Source organism: Pseudomonas sp. P8_241 (assembly GCF_034008315.1).
Classification (GTDB): domain Bacteria; phylum Pseudomonadota; class Gammaproteobacteria; order Pseudomonadales; family Pseudomonadaceae; genus Aquipseudomonas.
In genome coordinates this window covers 5,773,744-5,791,630 of the sequence record NZ_CP125377.1, presented here as the reverse complement: position 1 = coordinate 5,791,630, position 17,887 = coordinate 5,773,744, and the positions used below count along the sequence as shown (strand labels likewise).

Below are 17,887 nucleotides of genomic sequence, written 5' to 3'. Positions count from 1 at the left end.
AGCCTGCTCGCGATGGCGTCATATCAGCCACTGCATTCCCTACTGCCCAAACAGCGCCTTCTGGCCCTGCGGCGATGTAAACATCCCATCCCCGTCATGCCCGACGCCGGGTACTTCGATCAATTGCTGATTCAGCCCTTCGGGTTGCAGCCGCTTCAGATAACTAAAGTAAAAACGCCCCCGCGCCAACCGAGAGGGACCTTGAGCCTTGGCCTCGCAACGCGTGTCCAGCTGTGGATGATTCGGGTTGGTGTCCTGCTGGCCCAACAGGTAAACGATGTCTCGCTTGAGGTACTTTTCCTGCAACTGTGCGGGTGTTTGTCCTTCGGCGTAAGCGGGTAAATCAGCCAGTCCATATTTCCAGCGATTGAAATCCGGACAGCCTGCATGGTTGAACGCCACCGGCCGACGCTCGTCGAAATAGGCGTAAGACGAAGGGTTGGCAATCACATAACGCACCTGCACACCGGAGGCTTCAAGGGCTGACTGATCGTGACCGAGCAATGCGTAGCGCTGAACAACCTGCGCGCCGCCGGAATGTCCGGCAATGACAATCTGTTTCACCTCGGGAAACTGCTGTCGGTCACCCAGGCGGGCGATGATATCGTCCAGCGCCTGGTAAGAACTCAGGCGAAACGGTGCGGTAGATTCCCCACCCGCCATCCATTCGTCGCCCTGCCAGCGTAAAACGGTGTCCGCTACCGGATGCAGCGCGACGTCGGTGTCGTTGAGAAATTGCGGGGCGATCACCAGGGTCGTCGCGCTTTGCCCGGCCAGTTCGGCCGCCCGTTCACCACTTTGCAGATAGGTTTGCGCATTGCGCAGGCGACCGTGGAGGATGATCAATACCCGTTCGAGTTTTGCCGGGGCGGGGCTGATGCCCACTGCAATTTCGCCTGATTTCAACAGCAGGCGTCCGGGACTGATCTCGTTGACCGCCCGTTCGGCGGCCTGGGACGTTGCGCATGTGAACAGAACAACCAACAACCACTTCTTCATTTACAGATTTTTCGCCGCAAAGGTATCGCACTGGCCAACCTGGCCCTGGGCGAAACCGGTTTTGAACCAGCGCACCCGTTGCGCTGACGTACCGTGGGTAAACGAGTCCGGCACCACACGGCCCTGCCCTTGTTGCTGCAACCGATCGTCGCCGATGGCGTTCGCTGCATTCAGTGCTTCTTCGATATCGCCCGGTTCCAGCCAGTTCAGACGCTTCTGCGCATTGTTGGCCCAGACCCCGGCGAGGCAATCGGCTTGCAGTTCCTGGCGTACCAACAGACCACCGTCGCCTTCCATCTGCCGACCCTGTTGGCGCGCGGTCTGAATTTTCGCGGAGACGCCCAGCAAGGTCTGCACATGGTGTCCGACCTCGTGAGCGATCACGTAGGCCTGGGCGAAGTCGCCAGCGGCAGAAAACCGTTGGGACATTTCCTGGAAGAACGCCATGTCCAGGTAGACCTTTTGGTCAGCGGGGCAGTAAAACGGACCGGTAGCGGAGGTGGCCAGACCACAGGCTGAATTGACGCGGTTGCTGAACAACACCAGAGTCGGGTCCTTATATTGACGACCGGCCTGCTGAAAGATCTGACCCCAGGTGTCTTCGGTATCGCCGAGGATCGAGCGCACAAACTCAGCCCCCTGGTCATTGGCCGGTGGCGCCTGACGACTCTGGTTGGTGGCCGGTGCCGATTGCTGGCCCATTTGCCCGGTCAACTGCCCGAGGATTTGCAACGGATCCTGGCCGGTGATCCAGCCAATGCCGACAATCAGGAGGATCGCCGTCAGGCTCAGGCCCTTGCCACCACCAAAGCGCATGCCGCCACCGCCACCGCCGACATTATCGCCACGGGCGTCGACCACGTTGTCGCTGCGTCGGCCTTTTTTCCATAGCATGTGGGAATCCTCTGGTTGTCCGTGCGATGAGTGTTGCTGTTGAGTGGGACCCGCGCCAGTCCGGTCGTCAGACTGCTTTTTGTACTTGTGGTTCCAGATTTCGCTTCAATCGCCTTATCTTCTAGAATCAACAAAATTTTTCTTTGGAACGTCCCATGGCAGGCAGTCAGATCGAACGTGTCTTCAGCGTTTTGGAAAGTTTGACCGGTGAACCTCAGGGTTTGCCGATGCAGACGTTGGCCGAACAACTGGACATCCCCAAAAGCGCGACCCATCGTTTGTTGGCCGAGCTGATCCGTTTGGGCTATGTGCGACAAAATCCGGAAAACCTGCGCTATCACCTGTCCACCAGACTGGTCGCCATGGGGTTTCGTTACTTGTCGGTCAGTGGTGCGGATATCGTTCAGCCAGTGCTCGATCGTTTGGCCCGGGAAACCGGTGAGCTGGTGCGGTTGGGCGTTGTCCAGGGCGAACGACAAGTGTGGATCGCCAAATCCCAGGGCGCCCGTTCGGGCCTGCGATACGACCCCGACATGGGACGCGACGCGCCATTGTTCTACACCGCTTCCGGGCACGCCTGGCTGGCCAGCATGAGTGATGCCGAGGCGTTGTCGCGAGTGGAGCAGCAGGCGCAAGAGTTGCCTCACGATATTGGACCGAATGCACCACGTTCCAACATTGAACTGCTGGAGCGCTTGCGTCTGGCCCGGGAGCAGGGCTATGCCTGGGTCGAAGAAAGTTCTGCAGTGGGCACTTCGGCGATTGCGGCGGTGATACGCCATCCACGGGAGGGGCGAGTGATCGGCGTGCTCAGCATTGCCGGTCCGAGCGCACGATTACCGGGCGCGCTATTACATGAGTTGGCGCCCACGTTGTTGAAATACACTGAGGAATTGTCGGCGGCGAGTCAGGCGTCGGAGTTGTTCACTTGAGCGCCTTGGAGTTGTCATTCTGAAGTGTGCGGTATTCGCCCTTTTTTTCGCTTTCTCTGTGTGAAAAAGTGGAACCAAGTTCTAAATTAATCGAATCGCGCCTCAACCTAAAAAGGACTTCGCTTTGACGTCGCCTACCAGCACCCCGCTTTCCGGCGTCAACCATCCCTTTAAAGGGATCTTGCTGATCGTTGTAGCCACCTTCCTGTTTTCCAGCCACGACGCTTTTTCCAAATACCTGTCCGGTTTCTACCCGATTGTCATGGTGGTCTGGGCGCGCTATGTGGTGCATACCTTGCTGATGGCCGGGATTTTCCTGCCGCAATCCGGGCTGCGAGTACTGCGAACCAAGCGGCCACTGCTTCAGCTGGCCCGGGCGCTGTGCCTGTTGGGTACCAGCCTGTTTTTTACCACGGGGCTGATGTACATCCCGCTGGCTGAGGCGACCTCAGTCAACTTCCTGGCTCCAGTGCTGGTCACTGCGCTGTCGGTGCCGCTGCTGGGCGAGCGGGTGACGCGAGGACAATGGCTGGCGGTGATTTTCGGGTTTATCGGGGTGCTGATCATTGTTCATCCCGGTGGGGATCTGTTTACCCCGGCGGTATTGCTTCCATTCTGTTCGGCGCTGTTTTTCTGCTTCTATCAACTGCTGACGCGCAAGCTCAGCAAGATCGACAGCCCGACCACCAGTAACTTCTTCGCCGGCTTGTGCAACACGCTGGTGATGAGTGCGCTGGTGCCGTTCTTCTGGCAGACACCAAACCTGGTGCATGGCGCGATGATGCTGGCGCTGGGAGCTTGCGGGATGACGGCGCACCTGTTTCTGACCCAGGCTTTCCGCCTCGCGGCACCGGCGTTGCTGGCACCATTCAGCTATTGCCAGATCATTTTTGCCGGTCTGCTGGGCTGGCTGCTGTTTTCCCACACGCCGACCTTGACCACCGTGATCGGTATTGCCGTGATCTGCTGCAGTGGGTTGGCGGCGGCGTGGCAGCAAAGCCGCCGGTAAAAGCCCAAAGAGAAACGACCTGTAGGAGCGAGCCTGCTCGCGATGTTCGTTAACGATGACGCGGGTTGTCTGGATACCCGCATCGCGCTCAGGTTTTTCGCGAGCATGCTCGCTCCTACAGGGGGTAATGCGCCGAACGTCAGTCGGTGATGGTCGGAATCTTGCGCGGAGCCATGAAGTACATCCAGATCAGTGCAATGAAGTACATCGCCGGGATCATGGTGAACAGCACGGTGTAGTTGTTGTTGGTGATGGTCAGAATGTGGCCGACCAACTGGGTCATGAACATTCCGCCAATCGCCGCACACATGCCACCGAAGCCGAACACCGTACTCATCATGTGCTTGGGCGTGTAGTCCATCACCAGGCTCCAGATGTTTGCGGTCCAGGCCTGGTGGGCGCCGATGGCCAGGGAGATGGCAGCCACCGCGACCCACAGGTTGCTGGAACCGGCCGCCATGATCACCCCGATGATGCAGCAGGCGAACAGGAACATGGACATCAGTCGCGCCTTGATCGGGTTGACACCGCGACCGATCAGGAACGAGGAGAGGATGCCGCCGCCAACGCTACCGAAGTCGGCAGTGAGGTAGATGATGATCAGCGGAATTCCCATCTGGGTCACATTGATGCCCAGGTTGTATTGCTGGTTGAGGAACGGCGGCAGCCAGTACAGGTAGAACCAGAACACCGGTGCGGTCATCGAGTAGGCGAGGGCGAAGGCCCAGGTGCCGCGCATGCGCAGGATTTTCGAGAACGGTACGCGGGTTTGTTCCGGTTCGACTTCGTTCTGGATGTAGTCCAGCTCAGACTGTTTCACGCTCGGATGATCTTCCGGGTTGAAGTACTTCAAGCCCCAGAACAGCAACCAGATCCCGCCCAGCGCCGACATGCACAGGAACGCGGCTTGCCAGCCCCAGACGTGCAGGATCAGCGGCAGCAGCATTGGGGTGAACATCGCCCCGACGTTGGTGCCGGCGTTGAAGATACCGGTCGCTACGGCGCGCTCGCCGGCCGGGAACCACAGGCGTGTGGTTTTCACACAGGCCGGGTAGTTGGCTGCTTCGGTCAGGCCGAGGATGAATCGGCAAACCATGAAGCCGACCGCTGAAGTGGCCAGGCCGTGGGCACCGGTCGCCAGGCTCCAGAGCAGCACCGCGCAGAAGAACACGCGCTTGACGCCAACTCGGTCGATCAAGCGGCCTTGCAGCACGAAACCGATGGCGTACCCAACCTGGAACCAGAAGTTGATGTTGGCGTAATCCATCGCCGTCCAGCTCATTTCCTTGGCCAGGATTGGCTGCATCACGCCCAGGGCGGCGCGGTCGATGTAGTTCAGGGTGGTGGCGAAAAACACCAGCGCCAGCATGCCCCAACGGGTTTTGCCGACTGCCATGGCGCCGCGGATTTTGTCGCCGATACCGCCGGCAGTGACGCTCATGGCCGGAGCCATGCGTGAGCTTTGGGAAGGAATCATGTGTGCCACCCGTTTTTGAATTTGTTATGTGGTGTTCTGAAGCATCGAACTGGTTGTTGTTCACTGCGACCGGTATGGCCTCAATGTGGAGTCGATGTTGGGCAGAAGACGAAAAACCGTCAATTCGCCTACGGCCATTTTGTTCGATAATCGCACACAAAACTAACCAGATAGTACACTTTGAATTGCTGTGTCACGCTGTCAGCCCAATAATTCTCCCAAGACAAACGCTATCCTCGTAGGAGCTGCCGAAGGCTGCGATCTTTTGATTTTGGCCATCCTCGATCAACCGAAATCAACATCAAAAGATCGCAGCCTTCGCCAGCTCCTACATACAAAGCGTGCAACGCCCCTAACAAGATTGCCTCCACCGGGAGCCGAACTATGCAGCGTTCCATTGCCACCGTGTCCTTGAGCGGTACCCTGCCGGAAAAACTCGAAGCCATTGCCGCCGCCGGTTTCGACGGCGTCGAAATTTTCGAGAACGACCTTCTCTACTACGACGGCAGCCCTCGGGAAATTAAACAGATGTGCGCCGATCTCGGGATCGCCATCACCCTGTTTCAACCGTTCCGCGATTTCGAGGGTTGCCGCCGTGATCGATTGGCACGCAACCTGGAACGGGCCGAACGCAAGTTCGACCTGATGCAGGAACTAGGCACTGACTTGGTGTTGGTGTGCAGTAACGCCTCGGCCGACTCCATGGGTGATGAACAGATTTTAGTCGACGATTTGCGTTTGCTGGCCGAGCACGCTGGTGCCCGTGGGCTGCGCATCGGTTACGAAGCGCTCGCCTGGGGGCGGCATGTGAACACTTGGCAGCAAGTGTGGAACATCGTGCGCCAGGCCGATCATCCCAACCTCGGCGTGCTGCTCGACAGCTTCCACACGCTGTCGCTCAAGGGGGATCCGAGTGCCATCGCCGATATTCCCGGCGACAAGATCTTCTTCGTGCAAATGGCCGACGCGCCGATTCTGGCCATGGATGTACTGGAGTGGAGCCGACATTTCCGCTGCTTCCCGGGCCAGGGTGAATTCGATCTGCCAGGCTTTCTCGCACCGATCATCAAGAGTGGCTACACCGGGCCGCTATCGCTGGAAATCTTCAACGACGGCTTCCGCGCCGCGCCACCTCGGGCCAACGCCGCCGATGGATTGCGTTCGTTGCTGTATCTGGAAGAAAAAACCCGCGAACGCCTGGCCATGGAAGCCCAGCCTGCGAGCAACAGCGAAATTCTCTTTGAAACGCCCAAGGCCAGCGAATACAACGGTATCGAGTTTCTCGAATTCGCAGTGGACGAAAGTCTCGGCGCCAAGCTTTCCCATTGGCTGGAACGCTTGGGGTTCGCCAAAGCCGGGCAACATCGTTCCAAAAGCGTCAGCCTGTTTCGCCAAGGCGATATCAACCTGATCCTCAACTCTGAACCGTACTCGTTTGCGCACAGTTTCTTCGAGGCTCACGGTCCTTCGCTGTGTGCTACCGCCGTACGGGTCAAGGACAGCAGCAGTGCGCTGGCTCGGGCCGTGGCTTACAAAGGTCAGCCGTATCGCGGGCTGGTCGGCCCCAATGAACTGGAGCTCGCCGCCGTGCGCGCACCCGATGGCAGCCTGATTTACCTGGTGGATCAGGATGCCGATGTCTATGGCACCGACTTCAACCTGTCCCCGCAAGCGCTGGTCAGCGGAGGGCTCAAGCGCATCGATCACATGGCCATGGCATTGCCCGCCGACAGCCTCGACAGCTGGGTGCTGTTTTACAAGAGCCTGCTGGATTTCGAGGCCGATGACGAAGTGGTGTTGCCCGATCCCTATGGTCTGGTGAAGAGTCGGGCACTGCGCAGCCGGGACAGTTCGATCCGCCTGCCGCTGAACATTTCCGAGAACCGCAACACTGCGATCTCACACGCGCTGTCGAGTTATCGCGGCTCCGGGGTGCATCACATTGCGTTTGATTGTGACGATATCTTTGCCCAGGTCAGCCGGGCGAAAGAGGCGGGTGTGCCGCTGCTGGACATCCCGCTAAATTATTACGATGACCTGGCGGCGCGCTTCGATTTCGACGATGAGTTCCTCAGCGAACTGGCGTACTACAACGTGCTGTACGACCGCGATGCCCAGGGCGGCGAGCTGTTCCACGTGTACACCGAGCCGTTCGAAGGGCGGTTCTTCTTCGAGATCATCCAGCGCAAGAATGGTTACGCCGGCTACGGTGCGGCCAACGTAGCCGTGCGTTTGGCGGCCATGGCCAAATCCCGAAGCGGCGCCGTACGTCAGGCAAAGTTGTAGGGAAATCGTAATCACGGTAACAAAAGCGCTGCTGCGCGGCTTCCTTCACTGTGCCGCGCAGCCCATAATCGCCGCCTGTGCAGTGATGGCCGTGAGCCCGCGATGACAACAATTTCAGAACTCTCTTCAGTGCCCGACCAGCCCGTTGCCGAGCCGCGCAAGAGTCGCAAGAACAACCCGGAAAAGACCCGCGAGAACATCCTGCAAGAGGCGATCGTCGAGTTCGTCCAGCAGGGGTTGTCCGGTGCTCGTGTCGACGCCATCGCCGAGCGCATTCACACCTCCAAGCGCATGATCTATTACTACTTCGGCAGTAAGGAACAGCTCTACGTTGAGGTGCTGGAGAAGCTTTACGGCGACATCCGCAACACCGAAAGCCGTTTGCACCTGACCGAGCTGGCGCCGGTGGATGCCATTCGGCGGATGGTTGAATTCACCTTCGATCACCACGACCGCAACGTGGATTTCGTGCGGATTGTCAGCATCGAGAACATCCACAACGCCGAGTTTGTAAAGCGTTCCGAGGCGATCAGGGCGATGAACAACACCGTGCTCGATTCACTCGATGTGATTCTGCGCCGGGGTGTTGAAGAGGGTGTCTTCCGCGCGGGCCTGGTGCCGCTGGATGTGCATCTGCTGATCAGTTCGTTCTGCTTCTATCGGGTTTCGAACCGCCATACCGTGGGGGAGATTTTTCAGATCGATCTGCCGGACGAGGCTGTCAAACAGCGTCATCGCGAGATGATTTGCGAGTCGGTTTTGCGCTACCTGCAGGCTTGATTGTCCTGGTTCTCAACCAATCGCATTCACGCAACACTCTGTAGGAGCTGGCTTGCCAGCGAAGGCGGCTGACCTGATTCACCGCATCGCCTGCTTCGCCAGCAAGCCGGCTCCTACGTAAAAGCAGGTTGGCGCTTCAGTCATTCATGCTCTGGAAATGCTCAAGCATTCGCTGGACATCCGGCACCACACCGCTGAACAATTCGAACGCCTTCACCGCCTGAAACACCGCCATGTTGCCGCCATCCAAAGTCCGGCAACCCAATGCACGGGCGTTGCGCAGCAATTCGGTCTCCAACGGGAAGTAGACGATTTCCGCCACCCACAGTTCGGCTCGCAGCAGCTCGACTGGCACCGGCATGCCCGGCAGTTTTTTCATGCCCATCGGCGTGGTGTTCACCAAACCGTCAGCCTGAGCCATGGCGGTTGACAGGTCATACCCGGCCACCGCTCGTGCCACGCCGAAATGCTGATTGAGATTGTCAGCCAGATCCTGGGCGCGGCGGATATCCACGTCAAAAATGCTCAGCTGTTGTACGCCCTCGCTCAACAACGCGTGAGCCACCGCTGCACCTGCACCGCCGGCGCCCATTTGGACCACGCGCTCAACGGCAACACCCTTCAAACCGCGACGAAAACCCTCGGCAAATCCCAGGCAATCGGTGTTGTGGCCGATGCGCTTGCCGTCTTTCAGCACCACGGTGTTGACCGCACCGATACCGCGGGCTTCCGGCGACAGTTCGTCGAGCAGCGGGATGATCGCCTGTTTGCACGGAAAGGTGATGTTCAACCCGGTGTAGTTCATCCGCTCGGCAGCCATTAACAGGTCGGGCAGGGCATTGCTGTCGAGTTTCAACTGATCAAGGTCAATCAGGCGATAGAGATAACGCAGCCCTTGGGCGTCGCCTTCGTGCTCGTGCAACGCTGGTGTGCGGGAGGCCTGAATGCCGGCGCCGATCAGCCCGGCCAGGATCGCGGAGTTCTGAGTCACGGTAGTCACCCCTTCAAACGCTGACTGAAATGCTCCAGCGCCAGGCGATAGCCGTGGCTGCCGAAACCGGCCATGACAGCGGTCGCAATGGCGGATACAAAAGAGTGGTGGCGGAAGGGCTCGCGGGCGTGGACGTTGGACAGGTGCACTTCGATCACCGGCAGTTCGCTGGCGACGAGGGCGTCGCGAATGGCGACGGAAGTGTGGGTCCACGCGGCAGGGTTGATGACGATCCCGGCACAGCGTCCGCGGGCGGCGTGAATCCAGTCGAGCAATTCACCTTCATGGTTAGTCTGGCGAAACTCCACTGCCAGGCCGAACTCTTCGGCGGTACGTGCGCACAGGACCGAAATGTCTGCCAGGGTTTCGTGGCCGTAAGTTGCCGGTTCACGGGTGCCGAGCAGGTTCAGGTTCGGGCCGTTGAGCACCAGAACGATAGGGGGCATCGCAATTTCTCCACTTATTATTTTTGGATTCGGCCGTATGTTTCAGCCTGTGGAGATAAATTGTACTAACTGGTTAATTCGGTCAATTGAAGTGACTGCACGCTGGCTGTTTGTGGGCGGTGATCGGACACTTTCAGCGGCTAACGCGGTAAATGCTCTACGAGGAAGTCGATGAACGCCCTCAACCGCAGCGGCACGTGACGGCTTTGCGGGTAGAGCAGGGTAAATGGCCGTGAGCACCCGCCATAAGGCTTGAGCACTTCCAGCAGCGAGCCATCGGCCAGTTCCTTTTCCACGATAAAGCGGTAGGTCTGGAACAATCCGGCGCCGTATTTGGCCAGGGTCACGCCACCCAGTACGTCGTCGGAGCAACTGAGGTTGCCCTCGGCCAGAATCTCCCGTTGTACGCCGGCATCATTGAACAGCCAGGCAATACGCCGACCACTGCTGGGCAATTCGTACTGAATGCATTCGTGTTGCTCAAGATCGCCGAGGGTTTGCGGAGTACCGTTACGTTTCAAGTAATCCGCGCTGGCGACCACCACCAGTGCGGCGTCTTCCAGATGCCGGGCGATCAGACCGGAATCCGGGATGGCTCGCACGCGAATTGCCATGTCGTAGCCTTCACCGACGAAATCGATGTTGCGATTGCTGATGTGCGACTCGACTTTCACAGCCGGGAACCTCGCCCGGAATTCGGGCAGCAGCGGCAGAATTCGATGGTGTGCGTAGGTGGTCGGAATACTGATGCGCAAGGTTCCTGATGGCTCTTGCTGTTGACCCATGACCTCACGCTGGGCCTCGACCAGTTGTGCCAGAGCCTGGCGGCATTCTTCGTAATAACGGCGGCCACTGTCGGTCAATTTGACGCTGCGCGTGGTGCGGGCGAACAAGCGCACGCCAAGGCGCTCCTCCATGCGTGACACTGAACGGCTCACCGCGGCCGGTGTTACCCCTGCCACCAGCGCCGCCGCGGTGAAGCTGCCAGCCTCGGCGGCCAGGCAAAACAGCTCGATGCTGCCCAGCTGTAGATCGTCGAAATGTCGCTGCATGATGGGTTACACCGGGGGTAGATGAAGTATTCGACCCAGTATTTATCAGCGCCAAACCTACGAATACAAAAAAACCGTCACGAGGACGGTTTTTGCGTCTTGCAGATGCACTCAACGCCGGGTCAGCATCACCCCGGATTCCATGTGATGAGTCCACGGGAACTGGTCGAACATCGCGCATCGGGTGATGCGGTGGGTGTCGTGCAGTTGGGCGATGTTGGCTGCCAGGGTCTCCGGATTGCAGGAGATGTACAGGATGTTGTCGAAGCGTCGGGTCAGCTCGCAGGTGTCCGGGTCCATGCCGGCGCGCGGTGGGTCGACGAACACGCTGCCGAACTCATAGCTCTTGAGGTCGATGCCGTGCAGGCGCCGGAAAGGACGAACTTCGTTCAGGGCTTCGGTCAGCTCTTCGGCGGACAAACGCACCAGGGTGACATTATCCACAGCATTTTCGCTGAGATTGCTCAAGGCCGCGTTGACCGAGGTCTTGCTGATTTCGGTGGCCAGCGCCTTGCGCACGCGGGTGGCGAGCGGCAGGGTGAAGTTGCCGTTGCCGCAATACAGCTCCAGCAAATCATCGGAGCGATCGCCAAGCGCATCGAATGCCCAATTGAGCATCTTCTGGTTTACCGTGCCGTTGGGCTGGGTGAACGCGCCTTCCGGCTGGCGATAGCTGAAAGTGCGGCCGCAGACTTCCAGCTTTTCGACCACGTAATCGTGCCCGATGACTTCGCGCTTGCCCTTGGAACGGCCGATGATGCTGACATTCAGCTCGGCCGCCAGCTTCGTGGCCGCCGCGTGCCAGTGCTCGTCCAGTGGACGGTGATAGCAAAGAGTGATCATCGCATCGCCAGCCAGGGTGGTCAGGAACTCCACCTGGAACAACTTGTGGCTCAGCGGCGCACTCGCTTGCCACGCTGCCTTTAGCTGCGGCATCAACTGGTTGATGCGCAGGCTGGCAATCGGGAACTCTTCGATCAGGATTGGCGTGCGTTTGTCTTCCTGGGAAAACATCGCGTAATGACGTTCGCCGGCTTCGCGCCACAGGCGGAACTCAGCGCGCAGGCGGAAGTTCTGCAACGGCGAGTCGAATACGGCCGGCTCCGGCGCATCAAACGGGGCCAGCAGGTCCCGCAAGCGCGTGACCTTCTCTTCGAGTTGAGTGGCGTAAGCCTGGGAATCAAAAGTCATGCGTTGAACCAACCGAGTTTGATCACAAACAGAATCGACAGGATCACCAGCGCCGGGTTCAGCTCGCGACCACGACCGGACATCAGCTTGATGGCGGTCCAGGCAATGAAACCGAAGGCGATGCCGTTAGCGATGGAGTAAGTGAACGGCATGGCCAGCGCGGTGATCACGACAGGTGCAGCGACGGTGATGTCGTCCCAGTCTATTTCGGCCAGGCCGGATGTCATCAGCACGGCGACGAACAGCAGGGCCGGTGCAGTGGCGAAGGCTGGAACGCTGGCGGCCAGTGGCGAGAAGAACAGCGCCAACAGGAACAGGATCGCCACGACGATAGCGGTCAGGCCGGTGCGGCCCCCGGCACTTACGCCGGCAGCGGACTCAATGTAGCTGGTGGTGGTCGAGGTGCCCAGCAGGGAACCGGCCATTGCAGCGGTACTGTCGGCGATCAGCGCACGGCCCATTTTCGGCATGTGGCCGTCCTTGCCCATCAATCCAGCGCGCTTGGCCACGCCGATGAGGGTGCCGGAGTTGTCGAACAGGTCGACGAACAGGAAGGCGAAAATCACGCTGACCAGACCGATGTCCAGCGCACCTTTGATGTCCAGTTGCAGGAACGTCGGCGCCAGGGATGGCGGCATCGACATCACGCCGCCGAACGGGGTGAAGCCCATGACGATGGAAATGATGGTGACCACCAGAATACCGATCAGCACCGCACCGCGCACGGCCAGGGCTTCAAGGGCGACGATCAGGGCAAAGCCGAGGGTGGCGAGGATCGGCGCCGGCTGTTTCAGGTCGCCGAGGCCGACCATGGTCGCCGAGTTGCTGACAACAATGCCGGCGTTGTGCAGGGCAATCAGGGCCAGGAACAGCCCGATACCGGCGGCAATCGCCGAGCGCAGCGGCAGCGGGATACTGTTGATGATCCATTCGCGGATGCGGAAGATCGACAGCAGGAAGAAGCACACCGCCGAGATGAACACCGCGCCCAGCGCCACTTGCCAGGTATGGCCCATGTGCAGGACCACGGTATAAGTGAAGAAGGCGTTCAGGCCCATGCCCGGTGCAAGGGCGATCGGGTAGTTGGCGATCAGGCCCATGACCGTGGAGCCAATGGCGGCTGCCAGGCAGGTGGCGACGAACACCGCGCCCTTGTCCATGCCGGTCTCGCCGAGGATGCTCGGATTGACGAACAGAATGTAGGCCATGGCCAAAAAGGTCGTGACGCCCGCGAGAATCTCGGTGCGTACATTGGTGTTATGTGCCTTGAGTTGAAACAGCCTTTCCAGCATGTCTGCTCCCCGTGGCGCGCCGGGCGCCGTGAATGTATCGACCTCAACAGCAAAGCACAGACCGCAGAACGCGCCTGAAAAATACTGTGGGTCGGAAAAAGCCGCGCATCATACCAGTCGCGTGGGGTTATGGCTGCTTATGGCGGTGATCGTCGTCGATGTTTTGCGACAAAGCCAAGTGCGCCATACTGCGCGCTGGTTTTTTGAGGTGGACAGGTCCTGGATGAAAAAGCGTCTGGCTGGCGTATTTGGCGTACTGATGGCGTTGTTTCTCGGGACTCAAGTGGCCAAGGCGGCATCGGCCCCGCCCTTGAGTGAAGTGAAGGTGCTCAAGGTCGCTTCGCCTTCCTGCGGCGTCGAAAGTATCGACGAGGGACAAAAACAGACGCGTTGTGACCACAGCGGATCGAACATCCTTGTTTACGTGCTGGAAGTCGGTTACGGCCGCGAGCCCCGTGTCGCGCTGGACGGCTTCGAAGTGAATGGCACCCGCACGCCGGTCTGTGCTTTCAGGAATGGAAACCTGACCACCTGCACCCCCGGAGAAAAAACCGTCGGCTATTTATATGCCTTCGATCTCGCGGGCAAACAGGAAGGCACTTTCAGCTTCAGCAACACCTCGCTCAATGCACCGGGCAATACGCTGTCTACTCAGCTTTACATCAAGTAACGGCCGGACCAGAAACAGAGGGCACGAAAGCTGACTACGCTTTAAGAATCATTTTGTGGATCGTAGCCCATGACCTTTCGTGCCTTGATTGCCCTCGCCGAGGGTGTTGATGACCTGCAAGTCGTGACCTTGATCGATGTGCTCCGCCGCGCCCAGGTTGAAGTGGTGGTGGCAAGCATCGAGGGGCGACGCATGCTCACCTGCGCCCGCGGCACCCGCCTGACCTGCGATGCGATGTTGGTGGATTTGCTGGCCCAGCCTTTTGACCTGATCGCCCTGCCAGGCGGTGCGGTGGGTGCGCAACATCTGGCGGCGCACCAGCCCGTGCAGCAATTGATCAAGGACCAGGCCGCCGCCGGTCGACTGTTCGCAGCAATTGCCGAAGCACCTGCGGTGGCGCTGCAAGCCTTTGGGGTATTGCGGCAACGGCGCATGACATGCCTGCCTTCGGCCAGTCATCAGCTGTCGGGCTGTAACTTCGTCGATCAGCCGGTGGTGGTCGACGGTAACTGCATCACCGCCCAAGGCTCGGGCGCGGCATTGGCGTTTGCCTTGGTGCTGGTTGAGCAACTCTGTGGCAAAGCCACGCGTTCGGCGGTGGCGGGGGAGATGTTGATCAAGTGAGGGTCAGGCCTTCACCTCTTCCTTTGGCACATGCATGCGGTCGCGATTGGCCAGGGTCGGGAACAGCTTGATCCAGGTCCCGGTCACCACCAGCGTACCGATTCCACCCATGACCACGGCTGGCACGGTGCCGAACCAGTGGGCGGTCAATCCCGATTCAAATTCGCCCAACTGATTTGAAGCACCGATAAACAAACCGTTCACGGCGCTGACCCGACCGCGCATTTCGTCCGGTGTTTCGAGTTGTACGAACGATGCGCGGATCACCATGCTGATCATGTCGGCGGCGCCCAGCACCACCAGCACGGCCAGCGAGAACCAGAACGAGGTCGACAGGCCGAAGGCAATGGTTGCCACGCCGAACACACCCACGGCCGTAAACATCACGCGCCCGACATTGCGTTCCACGGCGAATCGCGCCAGGAACAGTGACATCAGCAAGGCGCCCACTGCCGGTGCCGAGCGCAACAGGCCAAGCCCCCACGGGCCGGTCAGCAGTATGTCTTTGGCGAACACCGGCAACAGCGCCGTCGCCCCACCCAGCAGAACGGCGAACAGATCCAGGGAAATGGCCCCGAGAATGTCCGGTCGGCTGCGAATGAAACGAACGCCTGCCAAAAGCGAGTCCAATGTGGCTTTGCCTTTGTTCAACGGCGTTTGCCGGGCCGGCAGGTTGAGCATCAATGAACATGCGATGACATAGAGGAGCACGGTGGGGCCATACACCCAGACACTGCCGAAGGCGTAGAGCAGACCGCCGAGGGCCGGCGCAACGATGGTCGCCGATTGCTGCGCTGACTGTGCAGCGGCAACGGCCCGGGGAAACAGGGCGCTGGGCACAATGCTCGGCAGCAGGGCCTGGGTGGTCGGCATCTCGAAGGAGCGGGCCGCACCGAGCAGGAAGGCGAGGATGAAGATCAGTTCCCGAGTGACATGATCCGTCGCACTGCCAATGGCCAGCGATAAGGCGATCAGCGCTTGCAACGACTGGCAGATCGCCGCGACCTTGCGCCGGTCATAGCGATCCGCGACGTGCCCGGTGTGCAGCATGAACAACACGCGCGGGGCAAACTCCACCAGGCCGACCAAGCCAAGGTCGAGCACGTTCCCCGTCAGTTGGTACAGGTTCCAGCCGATAGCCACCGTGAGCATCTGAAAACCGCTGGCGGTGAAAATCCGGGCCAGCCAGAACGCGAGGAACGGACGATGGTGACGTAACAGCAAGGGCTCTTGGCTGGGCATCTGCGGCAAATCTGGGGGAGGGGAACGGCGAGGTTATCACCAAGCTGTAACAGGAAGTTGCAGTGACAGAAAATTTAGTTAGCCAGACATCGATTGTCCACTCAATGGAAAATCTTCTGGAGAGGGAGCTTGCTGTGGCGAGGGGGCTTGCCCCGTTCGGCTGCGTAGCAGCCGTAAAAACGATCAAGCAGGGCTAACTGATAAATCCATTTTTTGCCGGGGCTGAGGTCGCTTCACAACCTGACGGGGACGAGCCCCCTCACCACATTGATGTTGTTCTATCCAAAAATCTGTTTCAGGCCATTTCGCCACCCCTGAGGCAACTTGTCACGCGGCAAAAGACCACGCGAGTCCTCCCCGGAAATGGGACTACTCTTTCAACGTTGATTGATCCAGATCAAAACCCTCAAATGGAATTGATCCGGCGGCCGCAAGGCCTGACTCCCTGCGTTGTGATGCGTATAAAAAAAGAACAAACAGAGATTCGCCACACTCCATATCCGTGGGGGCCGTGGGTGCAGGCTTTCAGCCCGCAGCCGTACTACCTGACAGAGGAAGACTTATGTTCGGTTTAGAGGCACTTGATCTCGCCCGAATTCAGTTCGCGTTCACCATCTCGTTCCACATCCTGTTTCCGGCCATCACCATCGGTCTGGCGAGCTACCTGGCGGTTCTCGAAGGCCTGTGGCTGAAAACCCACAACGACACCTACCGTGACCTCTACCATTTCTGGTCGAAGATCTTCGCCGTCAACTTCGGCATGGGGGTGGTTTCTGGCCTGGTCATGGCCTATCAGTTCGGCACCAACTGGAGCCGCTTCTCCGATTTTGCCGGGGCGGTGACCGGTCCGTTGCTGACGTACGAAGTGCTCACGGCATTTTTCCTCGAGGCCGGGTTTCTGGGTGTGATGCTGTTCGGCTGGAACAAAGTCGGGCGTGGCCTGCACTTCTTCTCCACGGTCATGGTGGCCATCGGCACACTGATCTCGACCTTCTGGATTCTCGCCTCCAACAGCTGGATGCAAACCCCGCAAGGCTTCGAAATCATCAATGGCCAGGTCATCCCCACCGACTGGCTGGCGATTATCTTCAACCCATCGTTCCCGTACCGCCTGATGCACATGGCGACGGCGGCGTTCGTCGCCACGGCGTTCTTTGTCGGATCTTCCGCGGCCTGGCATTTGCTGCGCGGCAAGGACAACCCGGCGATCCGTAAAATGCTTTCGATGGCGATGTGGATGGCCCTGATTGTCGCGCCGATCCAGGCCGTTATCGGTGACTTCCACGGCCTCAACACGCTCGAGCATCAGCCAGCAAAAATTGCGGCAATCGAGGGGCACTGGGAAAACAAGGGCGATGAGGCGACTCCGTTGATCCTGTTCGGCTGGCCGGACATGAAAGAGGAGAGAACCAAATTTGCCGTAGAGATCCCTTACCTGGGCAGCCTGATCCTTACTCACTCGCTGGATAAACAGGTGCCGGCACTCAAGGAATTCCCGCCTGAAGACCGGCCGAACTCGACCATCGTGTTCTGGTCGTTCCGGATCATGGTTGGCCTGGGCTTCCTGATGATCTTCACCGGCTTGTGGAGCCTGTGGTTGCGCAAGCGTGACAAGCTCTATACCTCGCGACCTTTTCTGTATCTGGCGCTGTGGATGGGGCCATCCGGCCTGATCGCGATTCTCGCCGGATGGTTCACGACGGAAATCGGCCGCCAGCCGTGGGTGGTGTATGGCTTGATGCGCACGGCGGATGCGTCCTCCAACCATAGTTTCGTGCAGATGAGCATCACCCTGATCCTGTTCGTCGTGGTGTATTTCGCGCTGTTTGGCGCCGGCCTGGGCTACATGATGCGCCTGGTGCGCAAAGGGCCGAAGATCGACGAAGGCAAGGAAACCAACGACGGTGGTCCAGGCCAAAAACGTACGCCCGCCCGTCCGCTGTCCGCAGCCGACGACGAGCACGCTGATGCCGACCACGCCGTGACCAAGGAGATTTGAATC

Annotated in this window: 16 protein-coding genes; 7 read left to right on the top strand and 9 right to left on the bottom strand. The window is 59.2% G+C overall.

Going from position 1 to position 17,887, the window contains the following annotated elements:
• Positions 1–39: 39 nt before the first annotated feature.
• Both QMK58_RS25990 and QMK58_RS25985 read right to left on the bottom strand, forming a co-directional pair.
• Positions 40–999 carry an alpha/beta fold hydrolase gene (locus tag QMK58_RS25990; protein ID WP_053162627.1) on the bottom strand — a complete coding sequence of 320 codons (960 nt, stop codon included), beginning with the start codon at positions 997–999 and terminating at the stop codon, positions 40–42.
• Positions 1,000–1,893 carry a neutral zinc metallopeptidase gene (locus QMK58_RS25985; protein ID WP_053162625.1) on the bottom strand — a complete coding sequence of 298 codons (894 nt, stop codon included), beginning with the start codon at positions 1,891–1,893 and terminating at the stop codon, positions 1,000–1,002.
• Between the two features lie 155 nt (positions 1,894–2,048).
• Between QMK58_RS25985 and QMK58_RS25980 the strand changes: the two genes are divergently transcribed.
• Both QMK58_RS25980 and QMK58_RS25975 read left to right on the top strand, forming a co-directional pair.
• Positions 2,049–2,825, top strand: coding sequence for an IclR family transcriptional regulator (locus QMK58_RS25980; protein WP_053162623.1), 777 nt, complete (start codon positions 2,049–2,051; stop codon positions 2,823–2,825).
• A gap of 124 nt (positions 2,826–2,949) precedes the next feature.
• On the top strand, positions 2,950–3,834 hold the full coding sequence (locus QMK58_RS25975; RefSeq protein WP_053162621.1) for a DMT family transporter: 885 nt from the start codon (positions 2,950–2,952) through the stop codon (positions 3,832–3,834).
• Between the two features lie 139 nt (positions 3,835–3,973).
• Here QMK58_RS25975 and QMK58_RS25965 read toward each other — a convergent pair whose 3' ends face one another.
• Positions 3,974–5,311 (bottom strand): MFS transporter, encoded by a 1,338-nt coding sequence (locus QMK58_RS25965; protein ID WP_413817396.1) that lies wholly within the window; start codon positions 5,309–5,311, stop codon positions 3,974–3,976.
• 384 nt (positions 5,312–5,695) lie between these two features.
• Between QMK58_RS25965 and quiC the strand changes: the two genes are divergently transcribed.
• Both quiC and QMK58_RS25955 read left to right on the top strand, forming a co-directional pair.
• The gene (gene quiC, locus QMK58_RS25960) at positions 5,696–7,597 is read left to right on the top strand and encodes a 3-dehydroshikimate dehydratase QuiC (RefSeq protein WP_053162617.1); all 1,902 of its coding nucleotides are present in this window, start codon (positions 5,696–5,698) and stop codon (positions 7,595–7,597) included.
• Between the two features lie 102 nt (positions 7,598–7,699).
• Positions 7,700–8,377: a TetR/AcrR family transcriptional regulator gene (locus QMK58_RS25955; protein WP_053162615.1), complete on the top strand. Its 678-nt coding sequence runs from the start codon at positions 7,700–7,702 to the stop codon at positions 8,375–8,377.
• 136 nt (positions 8,378–8,513) lie between these two features.
• On the opposite strand, the gene QMK58_RS25950 is transcribed toward QMK58_RS25955, so the two are convergent.
• The 5 genes from QMK58_RS25950 to QMK58_RS25930 all read right to left on the bottom strand — a co-directional run bounded on the left by QMK58_RS25950 (position 8,514) and on the right by QMK58_RS25930 (position 13,349).
• Complete coding sequence (locus QMK58_RS25950) at positions 8,514–9,368, bottom strand: shikimate dehydrogenase (RefSeq protein WP_053162852.1); 855 nt, start codon at positions 9,366–9,368, stop codon at positions 8,514–8,516.
• Positions 9,369–9,373: 5 nt separating this feature from the next.
• On the bottom strand, positions 9,374–9,814 hold the full coding sequence (aroQ, locus tag QMK58_RS25945; protein ID WP_053162614.1) for a type II 3-dehydroquinate dehydratase: 441 nt from the start codon (positions 9,812–9,814) through the stop codon (positions 9,374–9,376).
• A 140-nt stretch (positions 9,815–9,954) separates the two neighbouring features.
• A complete protein-coding gene (locus tag QMK58_RS25940) occupies positions 9,955–10,866 on the bottom strand; it encodes a LysR family transcriptional regulator (RefSeq protein WP_320395609.1) in 912 nt (303 codons plus the stop codon).
• A 111-nt stretch (positions 10,867–10,977) separates the two neighbouring features.
• On the bottom strand, positions 10,978–12,057 hold the full coding sequence (trmA, locus tag QMK58_RS25935) for a tRNA (uridine(54)-C5)-methyltransferase TrmA (RefSeq protein WP_320395608.1): 1,080 nt from the start codon (positions 12,055–12,057) through the stop codon (positions 10,978–10,980).
• On the bottom strand, positions 12,054–13,349 hold the full coding sequence (locus QMK58_RS25930; protein ID WP_053162608.1) for an NCS2 family permease: 1,296 nt from the start codon (positions 13,347–13,349) through the stop codon (positions 12,054–12,056). Before QMK58_RS25930 ends, trmA begins: the two co-directional genes overlap by 4 nt.
• A gap of 223 nt (positions 13,350–13,572) precedes the next feature.
• On the opposite strand from QMK58_RS25930, the gene QMK58_RS25925 reads away from it, so the two are divergent.
• Together QMK58_RS25925 and QMK58_RS25920 are read left to right on the top strand one after the other, a co-directional pair.
• Complete coding sequence (locus QMK58_RS25925; protein WP_053162850.1) at positions 13,573–14,019, top strand: DUF4879 domain-containing protein; 447 nt, start codon at positions 13,573–13,575, stop codon at positions 14,017–14,019.
• A gap of 69 nt (positions 14,020–14,088) precedes the next feature.
• The gene (locus QMK58_RS25920) at positions 14,089–14,643 is read left to right on the top strand and encodes a DJ-1 family glyoxalase III (RefSeq protein ID WP_053162606.1); all 555 of its coding nucleotides are present in this window, start codon (positions 14,089–14,091) and stop codon (positions 14,641–14,643) included.
• A gap of 3 nt (positions 14,644–14,646) precedes the next feature.
• Here QMK58_RS25920 and QMK58_RS25915 read toward each other — a convergent pair whose 3' ends face one another.
• Entirely contained in the window at positions 14,647–15,885 is a 1,239-nt protein-coding gene (locus QMK58_RS25915; RefSeq protein ID WP_053162604.1) for an MFS transporter, read from the bottom strand.
• 562 nt (positions 15,886–16,447) lie between these two features.
• On the opposite strand from QMK58_RS25915, the gene QMK58_RS25910 reads away from it, so the two are divergent.
• Positions 16,448–17,884 carry a cytochrome ubiquinol oxidase subunit I gene (locus tag QMK58_RS25910; protein ID WP_053162602.1) on the top strand — a complete coding sequence of 479 codons (1,437 nt, stop codon included), beginning with the start codon at positions 16,448–16,450 and terminating at the stop codon, positions 17,882–17,884.
• Positions 17,885–17,887 lie beyond the last annotated feature (3 nt).

Excerpts from the sequence above, each read along its gene's own strand:
- QMK58_RS25980 (WP_053162623.1), top strand. The coding sequence starts at position 2,049 with ATGGCAGGCAGTCAGATCGAACGTGTCTTCAGCGTTTTGGAAAGTTTG.
- QMK58_RS25985 (WP_053162625.1), bottom strand. The coding sequence starts at position 1,893 with ATGCTATGGAAAAAAGGCCGACGCAGCGACAACGTGGTCGACGCCCGT.
- QMK58_RS25930 (WP_053162608.1), bottom strand. The coding sequence starts at position 13,349 with ATGCTGGAAAGGCTGTTTCAACTCAAGGCACATAACACCAATGTACGC.
- aroQ (WP_053162614.1), bottom strand. The coding sequence starts at position 9,814 with ATGCCCCCTATCGTTCTGGTGCTCAACGGCCCGAACCTGAACCTGCTC.
- QMK58_RS25990 (WP_053162627.1), bottom strand. The coding sequence starts at position 999 with ATGAAGAAGTGGTTGTTGGTTGTTCTGTTCACATGCGCAACGTCCCAG.
- trmA (WP_320395608.1), bottom strand. The coding sequence starts at position 12,057 with ATGACTTTTGATTCCCAGGCTTACGCCACTCAACTCGAAGAGAAGGTC.
- QMK58_RS25925 (WP_053162850.1), top strand. The coding sequence starts at position 13,573 with ATGAAAAAGCGTCTGGCTGGCGTATTTGGCGTACTGATGGCGTTGTTT.
- QMK58_RS25910 (WP_053162602.1), top strand. The coding sequence starts at position 16,448 with ATGTTCGGTTTAGAGGCACTTGATCTCGCCCGAATTCAGTTCGCGTTC.
- quiC (WP_053162617.1), top strand. The coding sequence starts at position 5,696 with ATGCAGCGTTCCATTGCCACCGTGTCCTTGAGCGGTACCCTGCCGGAA.
- QMK58_RS25965 (WP_413817396.1), bottom strand. The coding sequence starts at position 5,311 with ATGATTCCTTCCCAAAGCTCACGCATGGCTCCGGCCATGAGCGTCACT.
- QMK58_RS25955 (WP_053162615.1), top strand. The coding sequence starts at position 7,700 with ATGACAACAATTTCAGAACTCTCTTCAGTGCCCGACCAGCCCGTTGCC.
- QMK58_RS25920 (WP_053162606.1), top strand. The coding sequence starts at position 14,089 with ATGACCTTTCGTGCCTTGATTGCCCTCGCCGAGGGTGTTGATGACCTG.
- QMK58_RS25940 (WP_320395609.1), bottom strand. The coding sequence starts at position 10,866 with ATGCAGCGACATTTCGACGATCTACAGCTGGGCAGCATCGAGCTGTTT.
- QMK58_RS25915 (WP_053162604.1), bottom strand. The coding sequence starts at position 15,885 with ATGCCCAGCCAAGAGCCCTTGCTGTTACGTCACCATCGTCCGTTCCTC.